Here is a 15,766-nt window from a genome sequence, read left to right as displayed (position 1 = left end):
CGGGTCAGAACAGCCTGTTCGAAGACTTCGCGGTGCTGCTCACCGACCAGGACGGCCAGTCCGACAGCGACACGCTGTCGGTGAACATCGTCGACGACGTGCCGACTGACTTCTGCCCGGATGGTGCGCATGTCGTGCTGGGGGTTGCCTCGCCACTGCCTCAGCCTGTGGTGATCGAGCGGGCTCTGAACTTTGCTGCGAGCGCGGGGGCGGACGGGGTCGGCAGTGTCGCGTTCAACCTGAGCCTGAACGTGGATAGCGATGGTGACGGCAATCTGGATGCGCAGACTTTCACGGATGCGGATGGCCTGCAGCTCTACATGCGTAACGAAGAGTTGGTGCTGTCCTATGATGGCGATGCGCAGCACCTTGTCGCCAAGACCCTGGACGGCGAGGTGGCCTTCACGGCCGTGATAGATGCCGGTGGCGATGTGTCCATCACCATGTTCAGTGGCTCCTTCATCAGCAACACGGTCATTACCACGGTGACGGACCTTGGCGGCATCGGCGGCGGGGATGTGCCGTTCAAGGGTTTGAACATCGGCAGCAAGGTCAATCCAGACCTGGATGGCAGCAACGATGTGCTGGTGTCCTCGGAAATCCGTCCGTTCAACGATGCCGATGCGGGCAGTGTCAACAGCAGCGCCAATGCACTGGGGGTTGGCCAGGGCAACGAGCTGTCCACTGGCGAGGTCATCCGTTACGACCTGGTGACGGGGCTGAGCATCAACGACCAGCAAAACAATGAGAGCTACAGCTTCGATGGCTATCAGGAGACCTTCGCCTTCCGGCAGAAGATCCTGATCGAAGGCGGTAGCAAGGATGCTGACTTCAGGCTGCGGATCTACAAGGAAACAGGCGCATTGTCTGGCACTACGTCCCTGGTGGGCTCGAGTCTGGTGGCGCAGCAACTGGCGCTGGTCATTGCTGAAATCACTATCTTCGACGCCCAGGGCAACGAACTCAGCGATGCCGACAAGCTGAACCATGTGGCCCTGGATCCGAGCGACAGCAACGGGCTGATCCTCTTCAACATGGGCGATGGCTGGACTTTCCAGATCAACAACGCGGAAGCCTTCAACGCCATCGAGATCGAGGCGATTGAGTCCACCAACGGAACAGTGAACGCTGACGGCACGGTGACCAGCTTCAAGCTGGGCGAGTTCTCCTTTGGCGAGTCGACGGATATCAATCCGGTCTCGTTCGAGTTGCCCGTGATCGGCACCGATGGCGATGGCGATTCGGTGACCAGTTCGATTGACGTGACGGTCTACCCGGATACCAAGAGCATTGTGGGCACCTCTTCAGGTGAAACCCTGACCGGTGATGGCGGGGAAAACTATCTGTTCGGGCTCGCCGGCAACGATACCCTGATGGGCAATGGTGGTGACGACATACTGCTGGGCGGCTTGGGTAGCGACAGCCTGAATGGCGGTGCCGGTAGTGATGTGTTCGTCTGGCAGGCCGGCGAAGGTGTCGGTGGGGGTGTGACCGATACCGTGCTGAATTTCGCCAAGGGCTTCAATAGCGGCGGCGACCAGCTCGACCTGTCGGATCTGCTGACCTGCGAGAATGGCGGGGTGGGCAATCTGGGTAATCTGCTGCAGTACATCGATATCTCGGCGGCCAATATGTCGGGAGACGCGGGGCTGCTGGATACCGTGATCAAGGTGAGTACCACGGGCGACTTCAATCCGCTCGACCCCACCGGAACGGCGCCCGCTGCTGGCCTGGTCGACCAGACCATCGTTCTGCAGGACGTCAACCTGCTGGATGCCGGGTCAGGTTACGGCTCCACCGAAGGCGGTGTGATCCTGGGGATGCTCGGTGACGGCACGCTGAAGATCGATACCGTTTGACCTGTGCGTGTACGATCAGCCCGCTACCCTTGCTGGGGTAGCGGGCTTTTTTATGCCGCTGTCCCAGCCAGGTGTGCATGGGGTTTGCCGCGTTGGCAACACAGAGTCGGATCTGGTTTTTCATGCCTGGAGGGCATCGCATGGTGTATGTGCAACGGGACGATGAAGGGCGTTTGCTGCGGGTGGAACACGATCCTTTCGAGGGGATGACCGAAACCCTGGCGATTGAGAGTGCGGAGCTGCATGGCTGGCTGAGCGCCAAGGAGGAAGTGAAGGAACGCCTGGCCAGCCTGAAAGAGTCCGACCTCGAACTGGTGCGGGTGCTGGAGGACGTGGTCGGTGTGCTGGTGGCCAAAGGAGTGATCCGCTACACCGACCTGCCTGAGGCGGCGCGGCGCAAGCTGGATCGGCGCGCGGTGACGCGGGCGGAGATAGAGGGCCTCAGCGGCCTGCTGGGTGAAGACGAGGGGCATCTGATCTGATCCGGAGCCGCGCGGGCGCGGCTGCTCGGCATGCTGCGGGCTGCGCTCGAGAATGCCTCCACCTGCCACCGGCTGGTTATCAGCCTTTCCAGGGGGCCGGCGCGCCGATCAGGCGACCCATGGCGCCGTGGATGCCCAGTTCGCTGAGTGCCGCCAGCTCGCCTTCGGTCTCGACCATCTCGGCTATCAGCGGCAGGTCGATGCTGTTGGTGGCGCGGAAGATGGCTTCGATGAACAGGCGCTTGTCGTTTTCCTGGTCGATGGCGCGGATATAGGTGCCATCGATCTTCAGGTAGGCCAGGCCCAGGTGGGTCAGGTTGCCGATCAGGCTGAAGCGCCCGCCGAAGTGCTGCAGGCCCAGGTTGAAGCCGGCTTCGCGCACGCTCTGGCTGAGCCTCTCCAGCTCCGCAGGAGGCGGCAGGTGGCGTTCATCCAGCTCCAGGGTCAGCAGCGGGCCTTGCTCCGGGTGCTCTTTGAGCAGGCCGAGCAGCTTCGCCAGGCTGGCCGGCTCGCGCAGGGTCGCGGCGGACAGGCTGAGCGCCAGGGGCTGCGGGTGCTGGGCGAGGTGCGCCAGGCTGTGTTCGAGCATGGCCAGGTCGAGGCGTGCGGCCCAGCCCAGGCGCTCGATCCAGGGCAGGAAACGGCCGGCGACCACGGCTTCGCCCTGCGGGTCGAGCAGGCGGGCGAGCACCTTGAGGTGCAGCGGCTGGTTGCGATCGGCGCAGCGGGCGACCGGCTGGAAGTACAGCTGCAGCTTGCTCTGGCTGAGCGCTGCGTCGATCCAGGTGCGCCAGTCGTGCAGGCCGTGCCCATTGTTGCTGGTGAAGTCGTCCAGGCGCTCCCAGGGCTTGCCGGGATTGCTCTGCGCCTGGGCCAGCGCCTGGTCGGTACGGCCGATCACATCGCCGACCGCCTCGCCGGGGCGGAAGGCGGCAATGCCCAGGTGCGCCACCGGCGTGCAGTCGCTGGCACCGGTCTGGCGCAGGCTTTCCAGGCCCTCGATCAGTTCCTGGGCCAGGCGGTCGGCGTCTTCGCCGGCCAGGCCGGGGGCGAGCAGGGTGAACTCGCCGCCGCGGCTGCGCGAGGCCAGCCAGTCCGGGGTGCCGCGCTCGGCCAGCAGGCGGGTGAGCAGTTCGCCGATGGCGCTGATCAGCTGGTCGGTCTTTTGCCCGCCCAGGCGCTGGTTGAGGCCGCCGAGGTCGTTGACGCGCAGGAACATCAGGTAGCCGGCGACATGCTGTTCGGCCAGGCTCAGCTGGTTGGCCAGGCGGATGTCGAACAGCCGCCGGTTGGCCAGGCCGGTGAGGCTGTCCTGGTAGGCCTCTTCGCGCAGCTTTTCGCTGCGCGCGGCCTCTTCGGCGAACAGGGTCTTGAGCTTCTCGACCATCTGGTTCATGGCCATCACCACCCGTTTCAGTTCGGGGGTGCGCGGGACCTTGGGCAGGGTGAGGAATTCGCGGCGGGTGATGGCCTGGGCCTGCTGCACCATGGTGTCCAGCGGGCGCAGCTGGGTGCGCAGCAGCCAGCCGCCGAGAATGGCGCTGACCAGGCCGCACAGCAGCAGCCAGAGCAGGCTGCCGATGGCGCTGTCCCAGAGTTTGGCCAGGGCGAACTGCGGGTGGCTGAGCACTTCGACCCGCGCCGCCTGTTCCCAGCCGCGCATGATCAGCGCGTCGCCGCCCTGGGGCTCCAGATCGACCAGGTCGACGAACCAGGACGGCACCTGGTCCGAGGTCACCGTGGTGCGCCGCTCGACTATGACTTCCTCGCTGGGGATGCGCACCACGCGGATGGTGGCGAAGTAGCCGCTGTCGAAGATCGAGCTGACCATCAGCTCGATCATCGCCGGGTCGTCCACGTGCGGGGTCATCGACAGGCCCAGCGCCGTGGCGGCGTCCTGGGCGTGCGAGCGCAACTGGCTGAGCAACTGCTCGCGGGACGACTCCACGCCGGCGATGAAACTGCCGGTGAAGGCCGCCACGAGGAACAGGCAGATGGCGAGAAATAGCTGTTTCAGCAGAGACATAGCGTTCTCCTAACCCTCTCCGATGGCGAAGCCTTCGGCCCGCATCTTCTTCAACAGATCCTGCCAGCGCGACAGCTTCTTGGAGTCACTCTTCTTGCCGGTCGCACCCGGCAGGTACAGGCCTTCGGCATTGAAGGCATAGACCGGCAGCAGATCCCGGCGCTGGGAGGCCGGGCGGATCTCGCCGATCAGGTTGTCCAGCACCAGGGGCTCGGCGCTCGGGCTGGCGTAATAGGTCAGCACCATGTGCGCCTGGTTGTACTGCAGGGCTTTGACGTAGGTGATGCGCAGCTTCTCACTGGGGATGCCGAGGCGGCGCAAGGTGAAATACTTGGCAATGGAGTAGTCCTCGCAGTCGCCGGCGCCCTTCATCAGCGCCTCGAGCGGGGTGGCCCAGTAATCCTCCTGGCGCCAGCTGCGGATGTCGTCGGTGAAGCGGAACTGGCGGTTGAAGAAGCGGTTGACCACGGCCAGCTTCTCGCGCTCGGGCAGCTTGCCGCTGCTCTGGATCAGTTCGTCCCAGGCTTCGATGCGGCTCTTGCCGACGCCCAGGTTGCCGTAGCGTTTTTCCGCAGTCTGGATGACCAGGGCGAAATCCCAGTTGGCCCGGGCCGCCACCCCCAGCATCAGGCTCAGCAGCAGGCCGAGTGCCAGCCACGCAGCCGGGCGGCGCGGTGCTCGTCCCTGAAGGCGTTGCCGAGGCAGCATGCGATCAATCCTCGCGGAAAGTTCAGCAAGTCTAGGCAGCGTGTCAGGCTTTTGCCGGCTTTGTTCGCCGGCCAGGCGGGCTGGTCAGCGGCTGGGCAGGGTTTTCTGACGGAGGATGTACAGGCTGACCAGCACGGCGCTGGCCAGCATGCCGGCACGCGCCCAGGGCAGCGGCACCAGGTAGCAGGAGAAGGCGATGCTCAGCCACATCAGGCCGATGGCGTAGACCTTGGCCTTGAGCGGGATGCCGTTGCCTTCCAGGTAATCGCGGATCCACGGGCCCAGGTGGCGATGGTCGACCAGCCAGTGATAGAAGCGCCGCGAGCTGCGCACGAAGCAGGCGGCGGCCAGCAGCAGGAAGGGCGTGGTCGGCAGCACCGGGACGAAGATGCCGATCACCCCCAGCAGCACGCTCAGCCAGCCCACCGCCAGCAGCGCATAACGCACGCTGCGGTGACGGCTCTGCCGGATGTCGCCGTGCGCCATCAGTGCGCCTTAGTGGTGGCGGGGCTTGAGCAGGGCCGGCTTCTCTTCCGGCGCGTGGCACAGGAGGAACAGGGCGGTGAGCAGCTCGGGGATCTGGTCGACCATGCTGTCCACCAGGTCGCGGTCACGGGCGATCTCGGCGAACTCGGGTTGTTCGTCGAACAGGCCGGAGGCGACCATGATCGGCAGCAGCAGCTCGCTGACCTCGTCTTCGGCGTCTTCGAACCACACCGACTCGCGCAGGAACACGCCTTCCATGAAGCCGATGCACCAGCCGCGCAGGTCGGAGTCGTCCGGCACTTCGCCGAGGTCGACGTCGCAGGGGAATTCCGGATCATCGTCGCTGGCCAGCTGGCGGCCGATATGGCCCTTGAGCTGCTGCAGGGTGGCTTCGATCTCCTCGCGCTCGGCGTCGCTGCGGTAGTGCGGCGGCTCTGCGAACAGGGCATCGATCCACTCGCGCTCCGGCACCGGCTCCGGGCAGATCGACAGGGCGGTCAGATAGCCGTGTGCGGCCACGTAGTCCAGGGCCTCCTCGTGCAGTTCATCGGCATCGAGAAAGGCTTGCAGGCGGGACAGTTGCTCGGCGAAAGACATCGTGGGCTACCTTGAGAAAAGAATCTTTTCGATTCTAGCCCCCTGAGTGGGCAAAAGCACGGCCGACAGGCGTTGGCTGCAGGGGCATGCCGCTCGCGTATACTGCGCCGCTGCATATGGAGACCGGCATGCTCGACCAGGCGCTACGCATTCTCAAAGACGTTTTCGGCTACGACGCCTTCCGCGGCAACCAGGCGGCGATCATCGAACGCGTGGCGGCGGGGGGCGATGCGCTGGTACTGATGCCCACCGGCGGCGGCAAGTCGCTGTGTTTCCAGGTGCCGGCGCTGCTGCGCGAGGGCCTGACCGTGGTGGTGTCGCCGCTGATCGCGCTGATGGACGATCAGGTCGCCACCCTCGACGAGCTGGGCGTGGCCGCGGTGGCGCTCAACTCGACCCTGGATGCCGAGGCCCAGCGCGAGATCGCTGAGCGCATCCGCCGCGGCGAGATCAAGATGCTCTACCTGGCCCCCGAGCGCCTGGTCCAGCCGCGCATGCTGGCCTTCCTGCAGCGCCTGCAGATCGGCCTGTTCGCCATCGACGAGGCGCACTGCGTGTCGCAGTGGGGCCACGACTTCCGTCCCGAATACCTGCAGCTGGGCCAGCTGGCCGAGCTGTTCCCCAATGTGCCGCGCATCGCCCTGACCGCCACGGCGGACATGCGCACCCGCGAGGAGATCGTCCAGCGCCTGCACCTGGAAAACGCCGAGCGCTTTCTCTCCAGCTTCGACCGGCCGAACATCTTCTACCGCATCCTGCCCAAGGATCAGCCGCGCAAGCAGCTGCTGGCCTTCCTCGCCGCCCGCCGCGGCGATGCCGGCATCGTCTACTGCCTGTCGCGCAAGAAGGTCGAGGAGGTCGCGGCCTTCCTCAGCGAGCAGGGCTACCCGGCGCTGCCGTACCACGCCGGCCTGGCCAACGACCTGCGTGCCTACCACCAGAAGCGCTTCCTCAACGAGGAAGGGCTGATCATGGTCGCCACCATCGCCTTCGGCATGGGCATCGACAAGCCCAACGTGCGCTTCGTCGCCCACCTCGACCTGCCCAAGTCGCTGGAAGCCTACTACCAGGAAACCGGCCGCGCCGGCCGCGACGGCCTGCCGGCGGATGCCTGGATGGCCTACGGCCTGCAGGACGTGATCTTCCTCAAGCAGATGCTCAGCAATTCCGAGGGCGACGAGCGGCACAAGCGCGTCGAACAGCACAAGCTCGATGCCATGCTCGCCCTGTGCGAGGAGACCCGCTGCCGCCGCCAGGCGCTGCTGGCCTACTTCGACGAGGATATGCCGCAGCCGTGCGGCCATTGCGACAACTGCGTCGACGGCGTGCAGACCTGGGATGCCACCGAGCCGGCGCGCCAGGCGCTGTCGGCGATCTACCGCAGCGGCCAGCGCTACGGCGTCGGCCACCTGGTCGACATCCTGCTGGGCCGCGAGAACGACAAGATCCGCGCGCCCGGCCATCAGCACCTGGCCGTTTTCGGCATGGGCAAGGCGCTCAATGAGGGCGAGTGGCGCACCCTGTTCCGCCAGCTGGTGGCCCGCGGCCTGGCCGATGTCGACCTCGACGGCTACGGCGGCCTGCGCCTGTCCGACAGTTGCCGGCCGCTGCTGCGCGGCGAAGTCAGCCTGCAGCTGCGCCGCGACCTCAAGCCGCAGCAGGCGGCCAAGGCCAGCGGCAGCAGTGCCAGCCAGTTGGTACGGGTGGATGAGCGCGAGCAGTGGGAGGCCCTGCGCGCGCTGCGGCGCAAGCTGGCCGAGGAGCACGGCGTGCCGCCTTACGTGATCTTCCCCGATGCCACCCTGCTGGAAATGCTGCGCAGCCGCCCGGCCTCGCTGAGCGACATGGCCCAGGTCAGCGGCGTCGGCGCGCGCAAGCTGGAGCGCTATGGCGAAGCCTTCCTCGAAGTGCTCAATGGCGCCGCGGAGACCACCCCGGTGGTGGCCGACCTGCGCCACGAGCTGGTCAGCCTGGCGCGGGCCGGGATGACCCCGCTGCAGATCGCCAGCCAGCTCAAGTGCAGCGAGAAGAACGTCTACAGCCTGCTGGCCGAGGCCATCGGCCACCAGCAGCTGAGTCTGGAGCAGGCGCTGGACCTGCCGCAGGACCTGCTCGGCGAGATTCAGGATGCCTTCCTCGATGGCGAGGGCGAACTGCCGCCGGTGGCGGCGATCGCCGAACAGTTCGCCGGGCGTGTCGAGGACGGCGTGCTGCACTGCGTGCGCGCGGCCCTGCAGGCCGAGTTCGAGGTGTGAGCGGCGGCGCCGGGCTTGTGGCCGGCGCCCTCGCCATCTAAGGTGGCTGCACAGGTTCGCGTGTCGAGGTGTCGGTGTCGCTGTATCGCACTTGGTTGGCCGATGTACCCGCAAATCCCTATGCCGAGCAGCTCAAGCAGGGCGTGCAGCGGCTGCGCTTCGCCCGCCCGCTGGAGCGCCAGTACCGCCTGTACCAGCGCCAGGAAAGCTATGGCCTGCGGCGCGTAGCCCTGGCCTTCGGCGTGGTGGTCTGGCTGGCGTTCGCCGTCCTCGATCAACTGGTGATCGGCGCGCCGGAGCGCTGGTGGCTGCTGGCCCTGCGCCTGGGCGTGCTGGTCCTGCTGCTGGGCTACGCCTGGTTGCTGCTGCGCCAGCCGCACTCGCCCTGGCTGGGGCCCTTCAGCTTGCTGTGCATCACCGCGCTGGGCGTCTCGGCCGCGGCGGTGGTGGGCATCGCCCACCACCGCCATCCGGATTTCCCCTACGAGGGCCTGCTGCTGATCTGCATGGCCGCCTACTTCCTGGTGGGCCTGCGCCTGAGCGAGGCGCTGCTCAGTTCGGCGATCATGCTGGCCGCCTACCTGGCCTTCGACAGCTGGGCCGGCACCACGCCGGCGCGGCTGGCCAACAACCTGGTGTTCCTGCTGTTTGGCAACCTGATGGGCGCGGTGGGCTGCTACCTGCTGGAATACCGCTCGCGCGAGCACTTCCTGGTGGGCAACCTGCTGCAGCTGCTCGCCGAGCAGGACAGCCTGACCGGCCTGCACAACCGCCGCAGCTTCGACCGCCAGCTCGACCTCCTGTGGCGCCAGGCCCAGCGCGAGCGGGTGCAGGTCACGCTGCTGCTCGGCGATGTCGACCACTTCAAGGCCTACAACGACCGCTACGGCCACCAGGCCGGCGATGCGGTGCTGCGCCAGGTCGGCCAGGTGTTCCAGCAGGCCGCCCGGCGCCCGCTGGACATGGCCGTACGCATGGGCGGCGAGGAGTTCGCACTGCTGCTCTACGACATCGATGCCGCGCAGACGCAGCAGCGCGCCGAGGCCTTGCGCCAGGCCGTCGAGGACCTGCGGATCGAGCATGCCGGCTCCACCAGCGCCGCCGTGGTGACCCTGTCTATCGGCGTGGTCTGCCTGCTGCCGCAGCCCGGCCAGGCCCCGAGCAGCCTGTACCAGCAGGCCGACCGCTGGCTGTACGAGGCCAAGGCCTTTGGCCGCAACCGGGTGATGAGCGCGGCGCAGTAGTCTGGCCGCAAGGGTCTGTCGCTTTGGCGCATTCTGTCGCCAGGCGCATGCGGGCCGGCTGCTAGCATCGCCGTTTTCGCAGCCGAGCCGTGCCGATGCAACGATTGATCCAGGCCAATGGCCAGCCCCATTACGGCATCTTCGCCGAGGCCCCGGGCCTGGTGAACTACCGCGACTTCGACTTCCGCTCGCCCATGGGCCGGCGCCTGGGTGCCTTGGCCAAGTGGCGGCGCTTCCACCAGTTCCAGTACTTCGGCCTGGTCAGCCACGAGCTGATCGGCGGCTGCGCCCTGGGCAACCTCAGCCTGCTCGGCGTCGGTTTCGTCTACCTGTTCCATCCGCCCAGCGGCCGCATGATCGAACGCCAGTTCCGCCTGCCCCTGGGCTTTGGCAGCCGCTTCTCGCAGCAGCCGGACGACGGCATCTGCGAGCTGCGCAGCGGCGGCAACCTGCTGCGCCTGGAGAACCGCCCGCAGCCCAGGGAGAAGCGCCTGCTGGTCGAACTGGACGACGGCACGCGCATCGATGCGCACTTCTCCGAGCAGCAGCCGGCCTTCCAGCCCATGTGCATCTGCACGCCCACGGCGGTCAACGGCTGGGTCTACGCGCAGAAGGTGGCCGGGGTTCGCTGCCGCGGTGCGGTGCAGAGTGCGCTGGGCGATTTCGACCTGGCGCAGATCGAGGTGTTCGCCCACCACGACTGGTCGGCCGGCTACATGCGCCCGGAAACCCACTGGAACTGGGCCTGCCTGTCCGGCGAGGTGGCCGGCGTGCGGGTCGGCCTGAATCTGTCCTGCGGGGTCAACGAAACCAGCTTCAGCGAGAACTGCTACTGGCTGGACGGCGAGCTGGTCCAGGTCGGCGGCGTGCACTTCCAGTTCGACCGCGACGACCCGTTGCAGCCCTGGCAGATCCGCTCCGCCGATGGCCAGATCGAGCTGCGTTTTCGCGGCCACGGCCTGCACCGCGAGCGGCTCGACCTAGGCCTGCTGGCGAGTAACTTCAAGCAGGTCTTCGGCTGCTTCGAGGGCGTCCTGCGCCCACCGGGCCGGGCTCCGCTGGTGATCGAGCAGCTCTGGGGCTTCGTCGAGGATCAGTACGTGAAATGGTAACGGCGGGCTTGGCGGGGGCCCGCGTCGGAGTTATGGTTAGGTGACTAATAATTAGGTTTTTCTGCTGTCTGCCCGCCATAGGGGCAGGCGGGCGGTAGCGGAAACCGGGAAATCGTCACTATGAATACGTTTGCGCAACACAGTTTCGGCATGCAGCTGGCTCAACTTTCCCGCGCCTGGCGCGCCGAACTGGATCGCCGCCTGGCCGGCCTCGGCCTGTCCCAGGCGCGCTGGCTGGTCCTGCTGCACCTGGCCCTGCACCAGGAACCGCCGACCCAGCGCGAGCTGGCGAAAACCGTCGGGGTCGAGGGGCCGACCCTGGCCCGCCTGCTCGACGGCCTGGAGGCCCAGGGCCTGGTCCAGCGCCAGGCCGTGCCGGAAGACCGCCGGGCGAAGAAGGTGCTGCTCAGCCCGCAGGCCCGCCCGCTGATCGAGCAGATCGAGAGCATTGCCATGGGCCTGCGCAAGGAGCTGTTCGCCGGCGTCAGTGAGGAAGACATGCAGCTCTGCCAGCGGGTGCATGCCCAGGTCCTGGCCAATCTGGAAAAGAACTGAGGTTGCCCATGAGCGAAGCCACGCGATCCGCCAAACCCGAGGTGGTCATCACTTACTGCACCCAGTGCCAGTGGCTGCTGCGTGCCGCCTGGCTGGCCCAGGAACTGCTCAGCACCTTCGCCGACGAGCTGGGCAAGGTCAGCCTGGAACCGGGTAGCGGCGGGGTGTTCTGCATCAGCTGCGACGGCAGCCAGCTGTGGGAGCGCAAGGCCGACGGCGGCTTCCCCGAGGCCAAGGTGCTCAAGCAGCGCCTGCGCGACCTGATCGATCCGGCCCGCGACCTGGGTCACAACGACCGCTGAGACCCTGTTCACTATCTCCCGGCTGTGTCTGGCTCTAATCCAACAGATGGTGAGCAGGCTCTGAGCCGCGCGCCAGCGTTTAGCTGAGGTCGTCGACGCTCGGGCTGTGCTTGCTCAGGCGTGCCGAGAGCACCGTGGCCAGCACGATCAGCGCGCCGCCGCAGAGCATGCGCAGCCCCGGCTGTTCGTGGAACAGCCACCAGGCGAAGGCGATGCCGTAGACCGGCTCCAGGGCGAACACCACCGAGGCATTGCGCGCGTTGAGCACGCGCAGGCTGGCGACGAACAGGCTGTGCGCCAGCGCCGTGCAGAGCAGGCCGAGCAGGCCGATCCACAGCCAGTCGAGCGGGCGCACCGCGGGCAGCAGGCTCCAGGCAAAGGGCAGGCTGCACAGCAGGATGCTGATGTTCTGCCACAGCGCCGCCTGGGCCGGGTGCAGGCCGCGGGTGGTGGCGCGGTTGCTCACCGACACCAGGGCGAACAGCAGGCCGGACAGCACCGCCCAGGCCAGGCCGAGGGTCGCCTGGTTGCCGAAGTCGAAATTCGGCGTGACCAGCACCAGGCCCAGGCAGACCAGGCCGACCACCGCCCATTCGCCACGGCGCACCCGCTCCTTGAACAGCAACCCTTCGAGCAGCACGGTGAAGGCCGGGAAGGTGGCGAAGCCGAGGGTGGCCACTGCCACGCCCGCCACCTTCACCGCGATGAAGAAACTCCACCAGTGCCCGCCGAGCAGCAGGCCGGCACCGGCCAGGGCCAGGCGGCGCTGCCAGCTGGGCCGCTCCTGGCCGGTGGCGGTGCGGGCGAACAGGCCCAGGGCGCCGACGGCGAACAGGGCGCGGCCGAACACTATGACCACCGGGGCGGCCAGGGCCAGCTTGCCGAAGATCCCGGACAGGCCGAAGAACAGCGCGCCCAGGTGCAGGGCCAAGAGTGCCTTGCGCCGGTTCATGCCAGGCGTGCGCCGTTGGGCAGCGGATGCTCGAAGCTGGCCAGCACCACCTTGCCGTCCGCGTCGTAGACGCCGGTGACCAGCACCTCCGAACGGATGCCGGCGATGCGCTTGGGGGCGAAGTTGCACACGCAGAGGACCTGGCGGCCGATCAGCTGCTCGGCCGAGTAGTGCGCGGTGAGCTGGGCGCTGGAGGTCTTGATCCCCAGCTCGCCGAGGTCGACTTCCAGCACATAGGCGGGTTTCACGGCTTTCTCGTTGAGACGGGCGCTGCGCAGGGTGCCGACGCGCAGTTCCACGCGCTCGAAATCCTGCCATTCGATGGTTTGCATAGGCGACTCCTGAATATCGGCAGAGTCTAGACGGCGCCCCCGCGCCCGGTCTGTCGGGTTACTCCCGGGATTTGTCGCGAGACTCGCGGCGCAGCTGGCGCGGAGTGCTGCCGAGCTGGCGGGTCAGGGCCGCGGTGAAGGCACTCTGCGAGGCGTAGCCGACCCGCGCGGCGACTTCGCCGACCGCCAGGTTGCTGGCCAGCAGCAGTTCGCGGCCCAGCTGCAGGCGGCGGCTGCGCACGTAGTCCATCGGCGTCTGCCCGGTTTCGGCGAGGAAGCGCGCGTGGAAACGCGCCACCGACAGGCCGCACAGGCGCGCCAGGTCGGCCACCTGCAGCGGATGGGCACAGTGGCGCGCGATGTGCGCATCGAGCGCCGCCAGCGGCAGGCCCGGGCTCGCCGCCGGCTGGCTGCTGCTCAGGCTGGCCAGCAGCAGGGCGGCGCCTTGCTGGGCGATCACCTCATCGTTGATCGGGCTGGCGGCCAGCCAGTTGACCAGCTGGCTCTGCGCCGGGTTGAGCAGCACGCGCCCGGGGCGTTCGAGCAGACGCCGGCCGGCATCGGCATGGGCGCCCAGGCGCTGCTGCAGCCAGCCGTCCGCGGGCACGTCGAGCACCAGGCAGTGGCTGCCGGCGGCACTGGCGCAGGCATGGTGGGCGGTGGGCGGCACCACGGCGAGGCTGTGGCTGAGCACCTGGCAACCCTGGCCGGCAACTTCGAAATCCAGGCAGCCGGACAGGCCGAACACCAGCTGGGCGTGCTCGTGGCTGTGGGCGATCTGTTCGTGGCGATACTGACGCAGGGAGAGGACCGGGTGCATGACGGGCTCCAGAAACGAGCCGGCAGTCTACACCGCCGCGGCGGGCCGGTGGGCTGTCATTGGACTGTCGCCTGGCGGTCATGCGGCCTTCACCGGCGGCGGGCAAGCTCGCGCTAAAACCAGCGGAGGCCCTCCATGAGCATCGCCGAGCGCAGCAAACCGAGCCGCAAGCAACGAGTCCGCACCCTGTGGATCTCCGATGTGCACTTGGGCACCCGCGACTGCCAGGCCGAGCGCCTGGCCGAGTTCCTCAAGCGCTACCAGGCCGACAAGATCTACCTGGTCGGCGACATCATCGACGGCTGGAAGCTGCGCGGCGGCATCTACTGGCCGCAGGCCCACACCAACGTGATCCGCCGCCTGCTGACCATGAGCAAGCGCGGCACCGAGGTGATCTACGTCACCGGCAACCACGACGAGTTCCTGCGGCGCTACTCCCGCTTGATTTTGGGCAATATCCAGCTGGTCGACGAGGCCGAACACCTCACCGCCGATGGGCGCAAGCTGCTGGTGATCCACGGCGACCAGTTCGACGTGATCACCCGCTACCACCGCTGGCTGGCCTTCCTCGGCGACAGCGCCTACGAAGTCACCCTGACCCTCAATCGCTGGCTCAACCACTGGCGCGAGCGTTACGGCTACGGCTACTGGTCGCTGTCGGCCTACCTCAAGCACAAGGTCAAGACCGCGGTGAACTTCATCAGCGACTTCGAGGAGGCGATCGCCCACGAATGCGTCAAGCGCGGCTTCGACGGCGTGGTCTGCGGGCATATCCACCACGCCGAGATCCGCCGGGTCGGCGAGGTCGAGTACCTCAACTGCGGCGACTGGGTGGAATCGTGCACGGCACTGATCGAGCACCTGGACGGCGGCATCGAACTGTATCGCCTGGCCGAGGCCCAGGCCCGCGAGGCCCAGCTGGCCATCGGGCAGGTGGCATGAGGATCCTGATCGTCAGCGATGCCTGGCTGCCGCAGGTCAACGGCGTGGTCACCAGCCTGCAGGCGCTGGTCGCCGAGCTGCGTGGCCTCGGTCATCTGGTCAAGCTGCTGGCTCCCGGCGACTTCCGCACGCTGCCCTGTCCGAGCTACCCGGAGATCCCGCTGGCCTGGGACCTGTGGAAGGTTGGCCCGGCGATCCGCGAGTTTCGTCCCGATTGCGTGCATTTGGCCACCGAAGGCCCGCTCGGCTGGGCCGCCCGGCGCTGGCTGAGCCGGCGCGGGCTGGCCTTTTCCAGCGCCATCCACACGCGTTTCCCGGAATACGTGCACGGCCGCTGGCCGCGGATTCCGCTGAGCTGGGGCTACGCCTACCTGCGCCTTTTCCACCGGCCGAGCCAGGCGGTGCTGGTGAGCACCGAGCGCATGCGCGAGGCGTTTGCCGCCCACGGCCTGCGCGGCCTGCAGCTGTGGCGCAAGGGCGTGGATGGCGCGCAGTTCCGAGCGCAGGAGGCGCTGCCGGGCGAGCCGGTGTTCCTCTACGTCGGGCGCCTGGCGGCGGAGAAGAACCTGCGGGCCTTCCTCGACCTGGACCTGCCGGGTGAGCAGCGCGTGGTCGGCGATGGCCCGCAGCGCGCCGAACTGCAGGCGGCCTATCCGCAGGCGCGCTTTCTCGGCTACCAGCAGGGCGCCGAACTGGCCCGCAGCTTCGCCACGGCCAGCGTGCTGGTGTTCCCGTCGCGTACCGATACCTACGGCCTGGTGATGCTCGAAGCGCTGGCCTGCGGCACGCCGGTGGCGGCGTTCCCGGTGGCCGGGCCGCTGGATGTGCTGGAGGAGGGTGTCAGCGGGGTGATGCGCGAGGATCTGCGCGAGGCCTGCCTGGCGGCCCTGCAGCTGGACCGCGGGCAGTGCGCGGCGCTGGCGGCGCGGCAGTCGTGGCGGGCCTCGGCGCTGGAGTTCCTGGCCCGGCAGCCGTTGCTCGATGGCGAGCCCGTGCCGGTCGAGGAGCTGCAAGCCCTGCAGGCGTAGGCTGGGTGGAGCGCGCCGCGCCGAAGCCCGGCGAGCGAAACCGGGGCGTCGGCTGCATTGGCCTGC

16 protein-coding genes are annotated in these 15,766 nt (G+C 67.5%); 9 read left to right on the top strand and 7 right to left on the bottom strand.

What is annotated here, in order from left to right:
* On the top strand, window positions 1–1,859 hold a 1,859-nt coding region (locus tag F3I62_RS19435), incomplete at its 5' end, for a type I secretion C-terminal target domain-containing protein (RefSeq protein ID WP_160491292.1).
* Window positions 1,860–1,999: 140 nt separating this feature from the next.
* Window positions 2,000–2,341 (top strand): tryptophan synthase subunit beta, encoded by a 342-nt coding sequence (locus F3I62_RS19430; RefSeq protein WP_160491291.1) that lies wholly within the window; start codon window positions 2,000–2,002, stop codon window positions 2,339–2,341.
* Between the two features lie 79 nt (window positions 2,342–2,420).
* Here the strand turns inward: F3I62_RS19430 and lapD are convergent, their stop codons facing one another.
* The 4 genes from lapD to F3I62_RS19410 all read right to left on the bottom strand — a co-directional run bounded on the left by lapD (window position 2,421) and on the right by F3I62_RS19410 (window position 6,158).
* Entirely contained in the window at window positions 2,421–4,367 is a 1,947-nt protein-coding gene (gene lapD / locus F3I62_RS19425; protein ID WP_160491290.1) for a cyclic di-GMP receptor LapD, read from the bottom strand.
* 9 nt (window positions 4,368–4,376) lie between these two features.
* Window positions 4,377–5,075, bottom strand: a complete 699-nt coding sequence (lapG, locus tag F3I62_RS19420; protein WP_160491289.1) for a cysteine protease LapG — start codon at window positions 5,073–5,075, stop codon at window positions 4,377–4,379.
* 84 nt (window positions 5,076–5,159) lie between these two features.
* Entirely contained in the window at window positions 5,160–5,561 is a 402-nt protein-coding gene (locus F3I62_RS19415; RefSeq protein WP_160491288.1) for a YbaN family protein, read from the bottom strand.
* A gap of 9 nt (window positions 5,562–5,570) precedes the next feature.
* Window positions 5,571–6,158 carry a YecA family protein gene (locus F3I62_RS19410; protein WP_160491287.1) on the bottom strand — a complete coding sequence of 196 codons (588 nt, stop codon included), beginning with the start codon at window positions 6,156–6,158 and terminating at the stop codon, window positions 5,571–5,573.
* 128 nt (window positions 6,159–6,286) lie between these two features.
* On the opposite strand from F3I62_RS19410, the gene recQ reads away from it, so the two are divergent.
* From recQ to F3I62_RS19385, 5 genes are all read left to right on the top strand, one after another.
* Window positions 6,287–8,413 carry a DNA helicase RecQ gene (gene recQ / locus F3I62_RS19405; protein WP_160491298.1) on the top strand — a complete coding sequence of 709 codons (2,127 nt, stop codon included), beginning with the start codon at window positions 6,287–6,289 and terminating at the stop codon, window positions 8,411–8,413.
* A 74-nt stretch (window positions 8,414–8,487) separates the two neighbouring features.
* Window positions 8,488–9,657, top strand: coding sequence for a diguanylate cyclase domain-containing protein (locus tag F3I62_RS19400; protein WP_372240156.1), 1,170 nt, complete (start codon window positions 8,488–8,490; stop codon window positions 9,655–9,657).
* Window positions 9,658–9,752: 95 nt separating this feature from the next.
* The gene (locus F3I62_RS19395; protein WP_160491286.1) at window positions 9,753–10,769 is read left to right on the top strand and encodes a DUF2804 domain-containing protein; all 1,017 of its coding nucleotides are present in this window, start codon (window positions 9,753–9,755) and stop codon (window positions 10,767–10,769) included.
* Between the two features lie 120 nt (window positions 10,770–10,889).
* Window positions 10,890–11,324 carry a MarR family transcriptional regulator gene (locus F3I62_RS19390; protein WP_160491285.1) on the top strand — a complete coding sequence of 145 codons (435 nt, stop codon included), beginning with the start codon at window positions 10,890–10,892 and terminating at the stop codon, window positions 11,322–11,324.
* 8 nt (window positions 11,325–11,332) lie between these two features.
* Window positions 11,333–11,626, top strand: coding sequence for a SelT/SelW/SelH family protein (locus tag F3I62_RS19385; protein ID WP_160491284.1), 294 nt, complete (start codon window positions 11,333–11,335; stop codon window positions 11,624–11,626).
* A 79-nt stretch (window positions 11,627–11,705) separates the two neighbouring features.
* Here the strand turns inward: F3I62_RS19385 and F3I62_RS19380 are convergent, their stop codons facing one another.
* From F3I62_RS19380 to F3I62_RS19370, 3 genes are read right to left on the bottom strand one after another with little or no spacing between them, the layout of a single operon-like run.
* A complete protein-coding gene (locus tag F3I62_RS19380; RefSeq protein ID WP_160491283.1) occupies window positions 11,706–12,578 on the bottom strand; it encodes a DMT family transporter in 873 nt (290 codons plus the stop codon).
* A complete protein-coding gene (locus tag F3I62_RS19375) occupies window positions 12,575–12,910 on the bottom strand; it encodes a tRNA-binding protein (RefSeq protein ID WP_160491282.1) in 336 nt (111 codons plus the stop codon). Before F3I62_RS19375 ends, F3I62_RS19380 begins: the two co-directional genes overlap by 4 nt.
* Before the next feature lie 58 nt (window positions 12,911–12,968).
* Window positions 12,969–13,730 (bottom strand): AraC family transcriptional regulator, encoded by a 762-nt coding sequence (locus tag F3I62_RS19370; protein WP_160491281.1) that lies wholly within the window; start codon window positions 13,728–13,730, stop codon window positions 12,969–12,971.
* 135 nt (window positions 13,731–13,865) lie between these two features.
* On the opposite strand from F3I62_RS19370, the gene F3I62_RS19365 reads away from it, so the two are divergent.
* Window positions 13,866–14,672 carry a UDP-2,3-diacylglucosamine diphosphatase gene (locus F3I62_RS19365; RefSeq protein WP_160491280.1) on the top strand — a complete coding sequence of 269 codons (807 nt, stop codon included), beginning with the start codon at window positions 13,866–13,868 and terminating at the stop codon, window positions 14,670–14,672.
* The gene (locus F3I62_RS19360) at window positions 14,669–15,700 is read left to right on the top strand and encodes a glycosyltransferase family 1 protein (protein WP_160491279.1); all 1,032 of its coding nucleotides are present in this window, start codon (window positions 14,669–14,671) and stop codon (window positions 15,698–15,700) included. The genes F3I62_RS19365 and F3I62_RS19360 overlap by 4 nt, the downstream gene beginning before the upstream one ends.
* Window positions 15,701–15,766: the final 66 nt, after the last annotated feature.

This window comes from Pseudomonas sp. R-28-1W-6 (assembly GCF_009799925.1).
Taxonomy (GTDB): Bacteria; Pseudomonadota; Gammaproteobacteria; order Pseudomonadales; family Pseudomonadaceae; genus Aquipseudomonas.
This window is presented reverse-complemented; position numbering and strand designations above follow the sequence as displayed.

Excerpts from the sequence above, each read along its gene's own strand:
- F3I62_RS19360 (WP_160491279.1), top strand. The coding sequence starts at position 14,669 with ATGAGGATCCTGATCGTCAGCGATGCCTGGCTGCCGCAGGTCAACGGC.
- F3I62_RS19385 (WP_160491284.1), top strand. The coding sequence starts at position 11,333 with ATGAGCGAAGCCACGCGATCCGCCAAACCCGAGGTGGTCATCACTTAC.
- F3I62_RS19415 (WP_160491288.1), bottom strand. The coding sequence starts at position 5,561 with ATGGCGCACGGCGACATCCGGCAGAGCCGTCACCGCAGCGTGCGTTAT.
- lapD (WP_160491290.1), bottom strand. The coding sequence starts at position 4,367 with ATGTCTCTGCTGAAACAGCTATTTCTCGCCATCTGCCTGTTCCTCGTG.
- F3I62_RS19395 (WP_160491286.1), top strand. The coding sequence starts at position 9,753 with ATGCAACGATTGATCCAGGCCAATGGCCAGCCCCATTACGGCATCTTC.
- lapG (WP_160491289.1), bottom strand. The coding sequence starts at position 5,075 with ATGCTGCCTCGGCAACGCCTTCAGGGACGAGCACCGCGCCGCCCGGCT.
- F3I62_RS19380 (WP_160491283.1), bottom strand. The coding sequence starts at position 12,578 with ATGAACCGGCGCAAGGCACTCTTGGCCCTGCACCTGGGCGCGCTGTTC.
- F3I62_RS19390 (WP_160491285.1), top strand. The coding sequence starts at position 10,890 with ATGAATACGTTTGCGCAACACAGTTTCGGCATGCAGCTGGCTCAACTT.
- F3I62_RS19375 (WP_160491282.1), bottom strand. The coding sequence starts at position 12,910 with ATGCAAACCATCGAATGGCAGGATTTCGAGCGCGTGGAACTGCGCGTC.
- F3I62_RS19365 (WP_160491280.1), top strand. The coding sequence starts at position 13,866 with ATGAGCATCGCCGAGCGCAGCAAACCGAGCCGCAAGCAACGAGTCCGC.
- F3I62_RS19370 (WP_160491281.1), bottom strand. The coding sequence starts at position 13,730 with ATGCACCCGGTCCTCTCCCTGCGTCAGTATCGCCACGAACAGATCGCC.
- recQ (WP_160491298.1), top strand. The coding sequence starts at position 6,287 with ATGCTCGACCAGGCGCTACGCATTCTCAAAGACGTTTTCGGCTACGAC.
- F3I62_RS19430 (WP_160491291.1), top strand. The coding sequence starts at position 2,000 with ATGGTGTATGTGCAACGGGACGATGAAGGGCGTTTGCTGCGGGTGGAA.
- F3I62_RS19410 (WP_160491287.1), bottom strand. The coding sequence starts at position 6,158 with ATGTCTTTCGCCGAGCAACTGTCCCGCCTGCAAGCCTTTCTCGATGCC.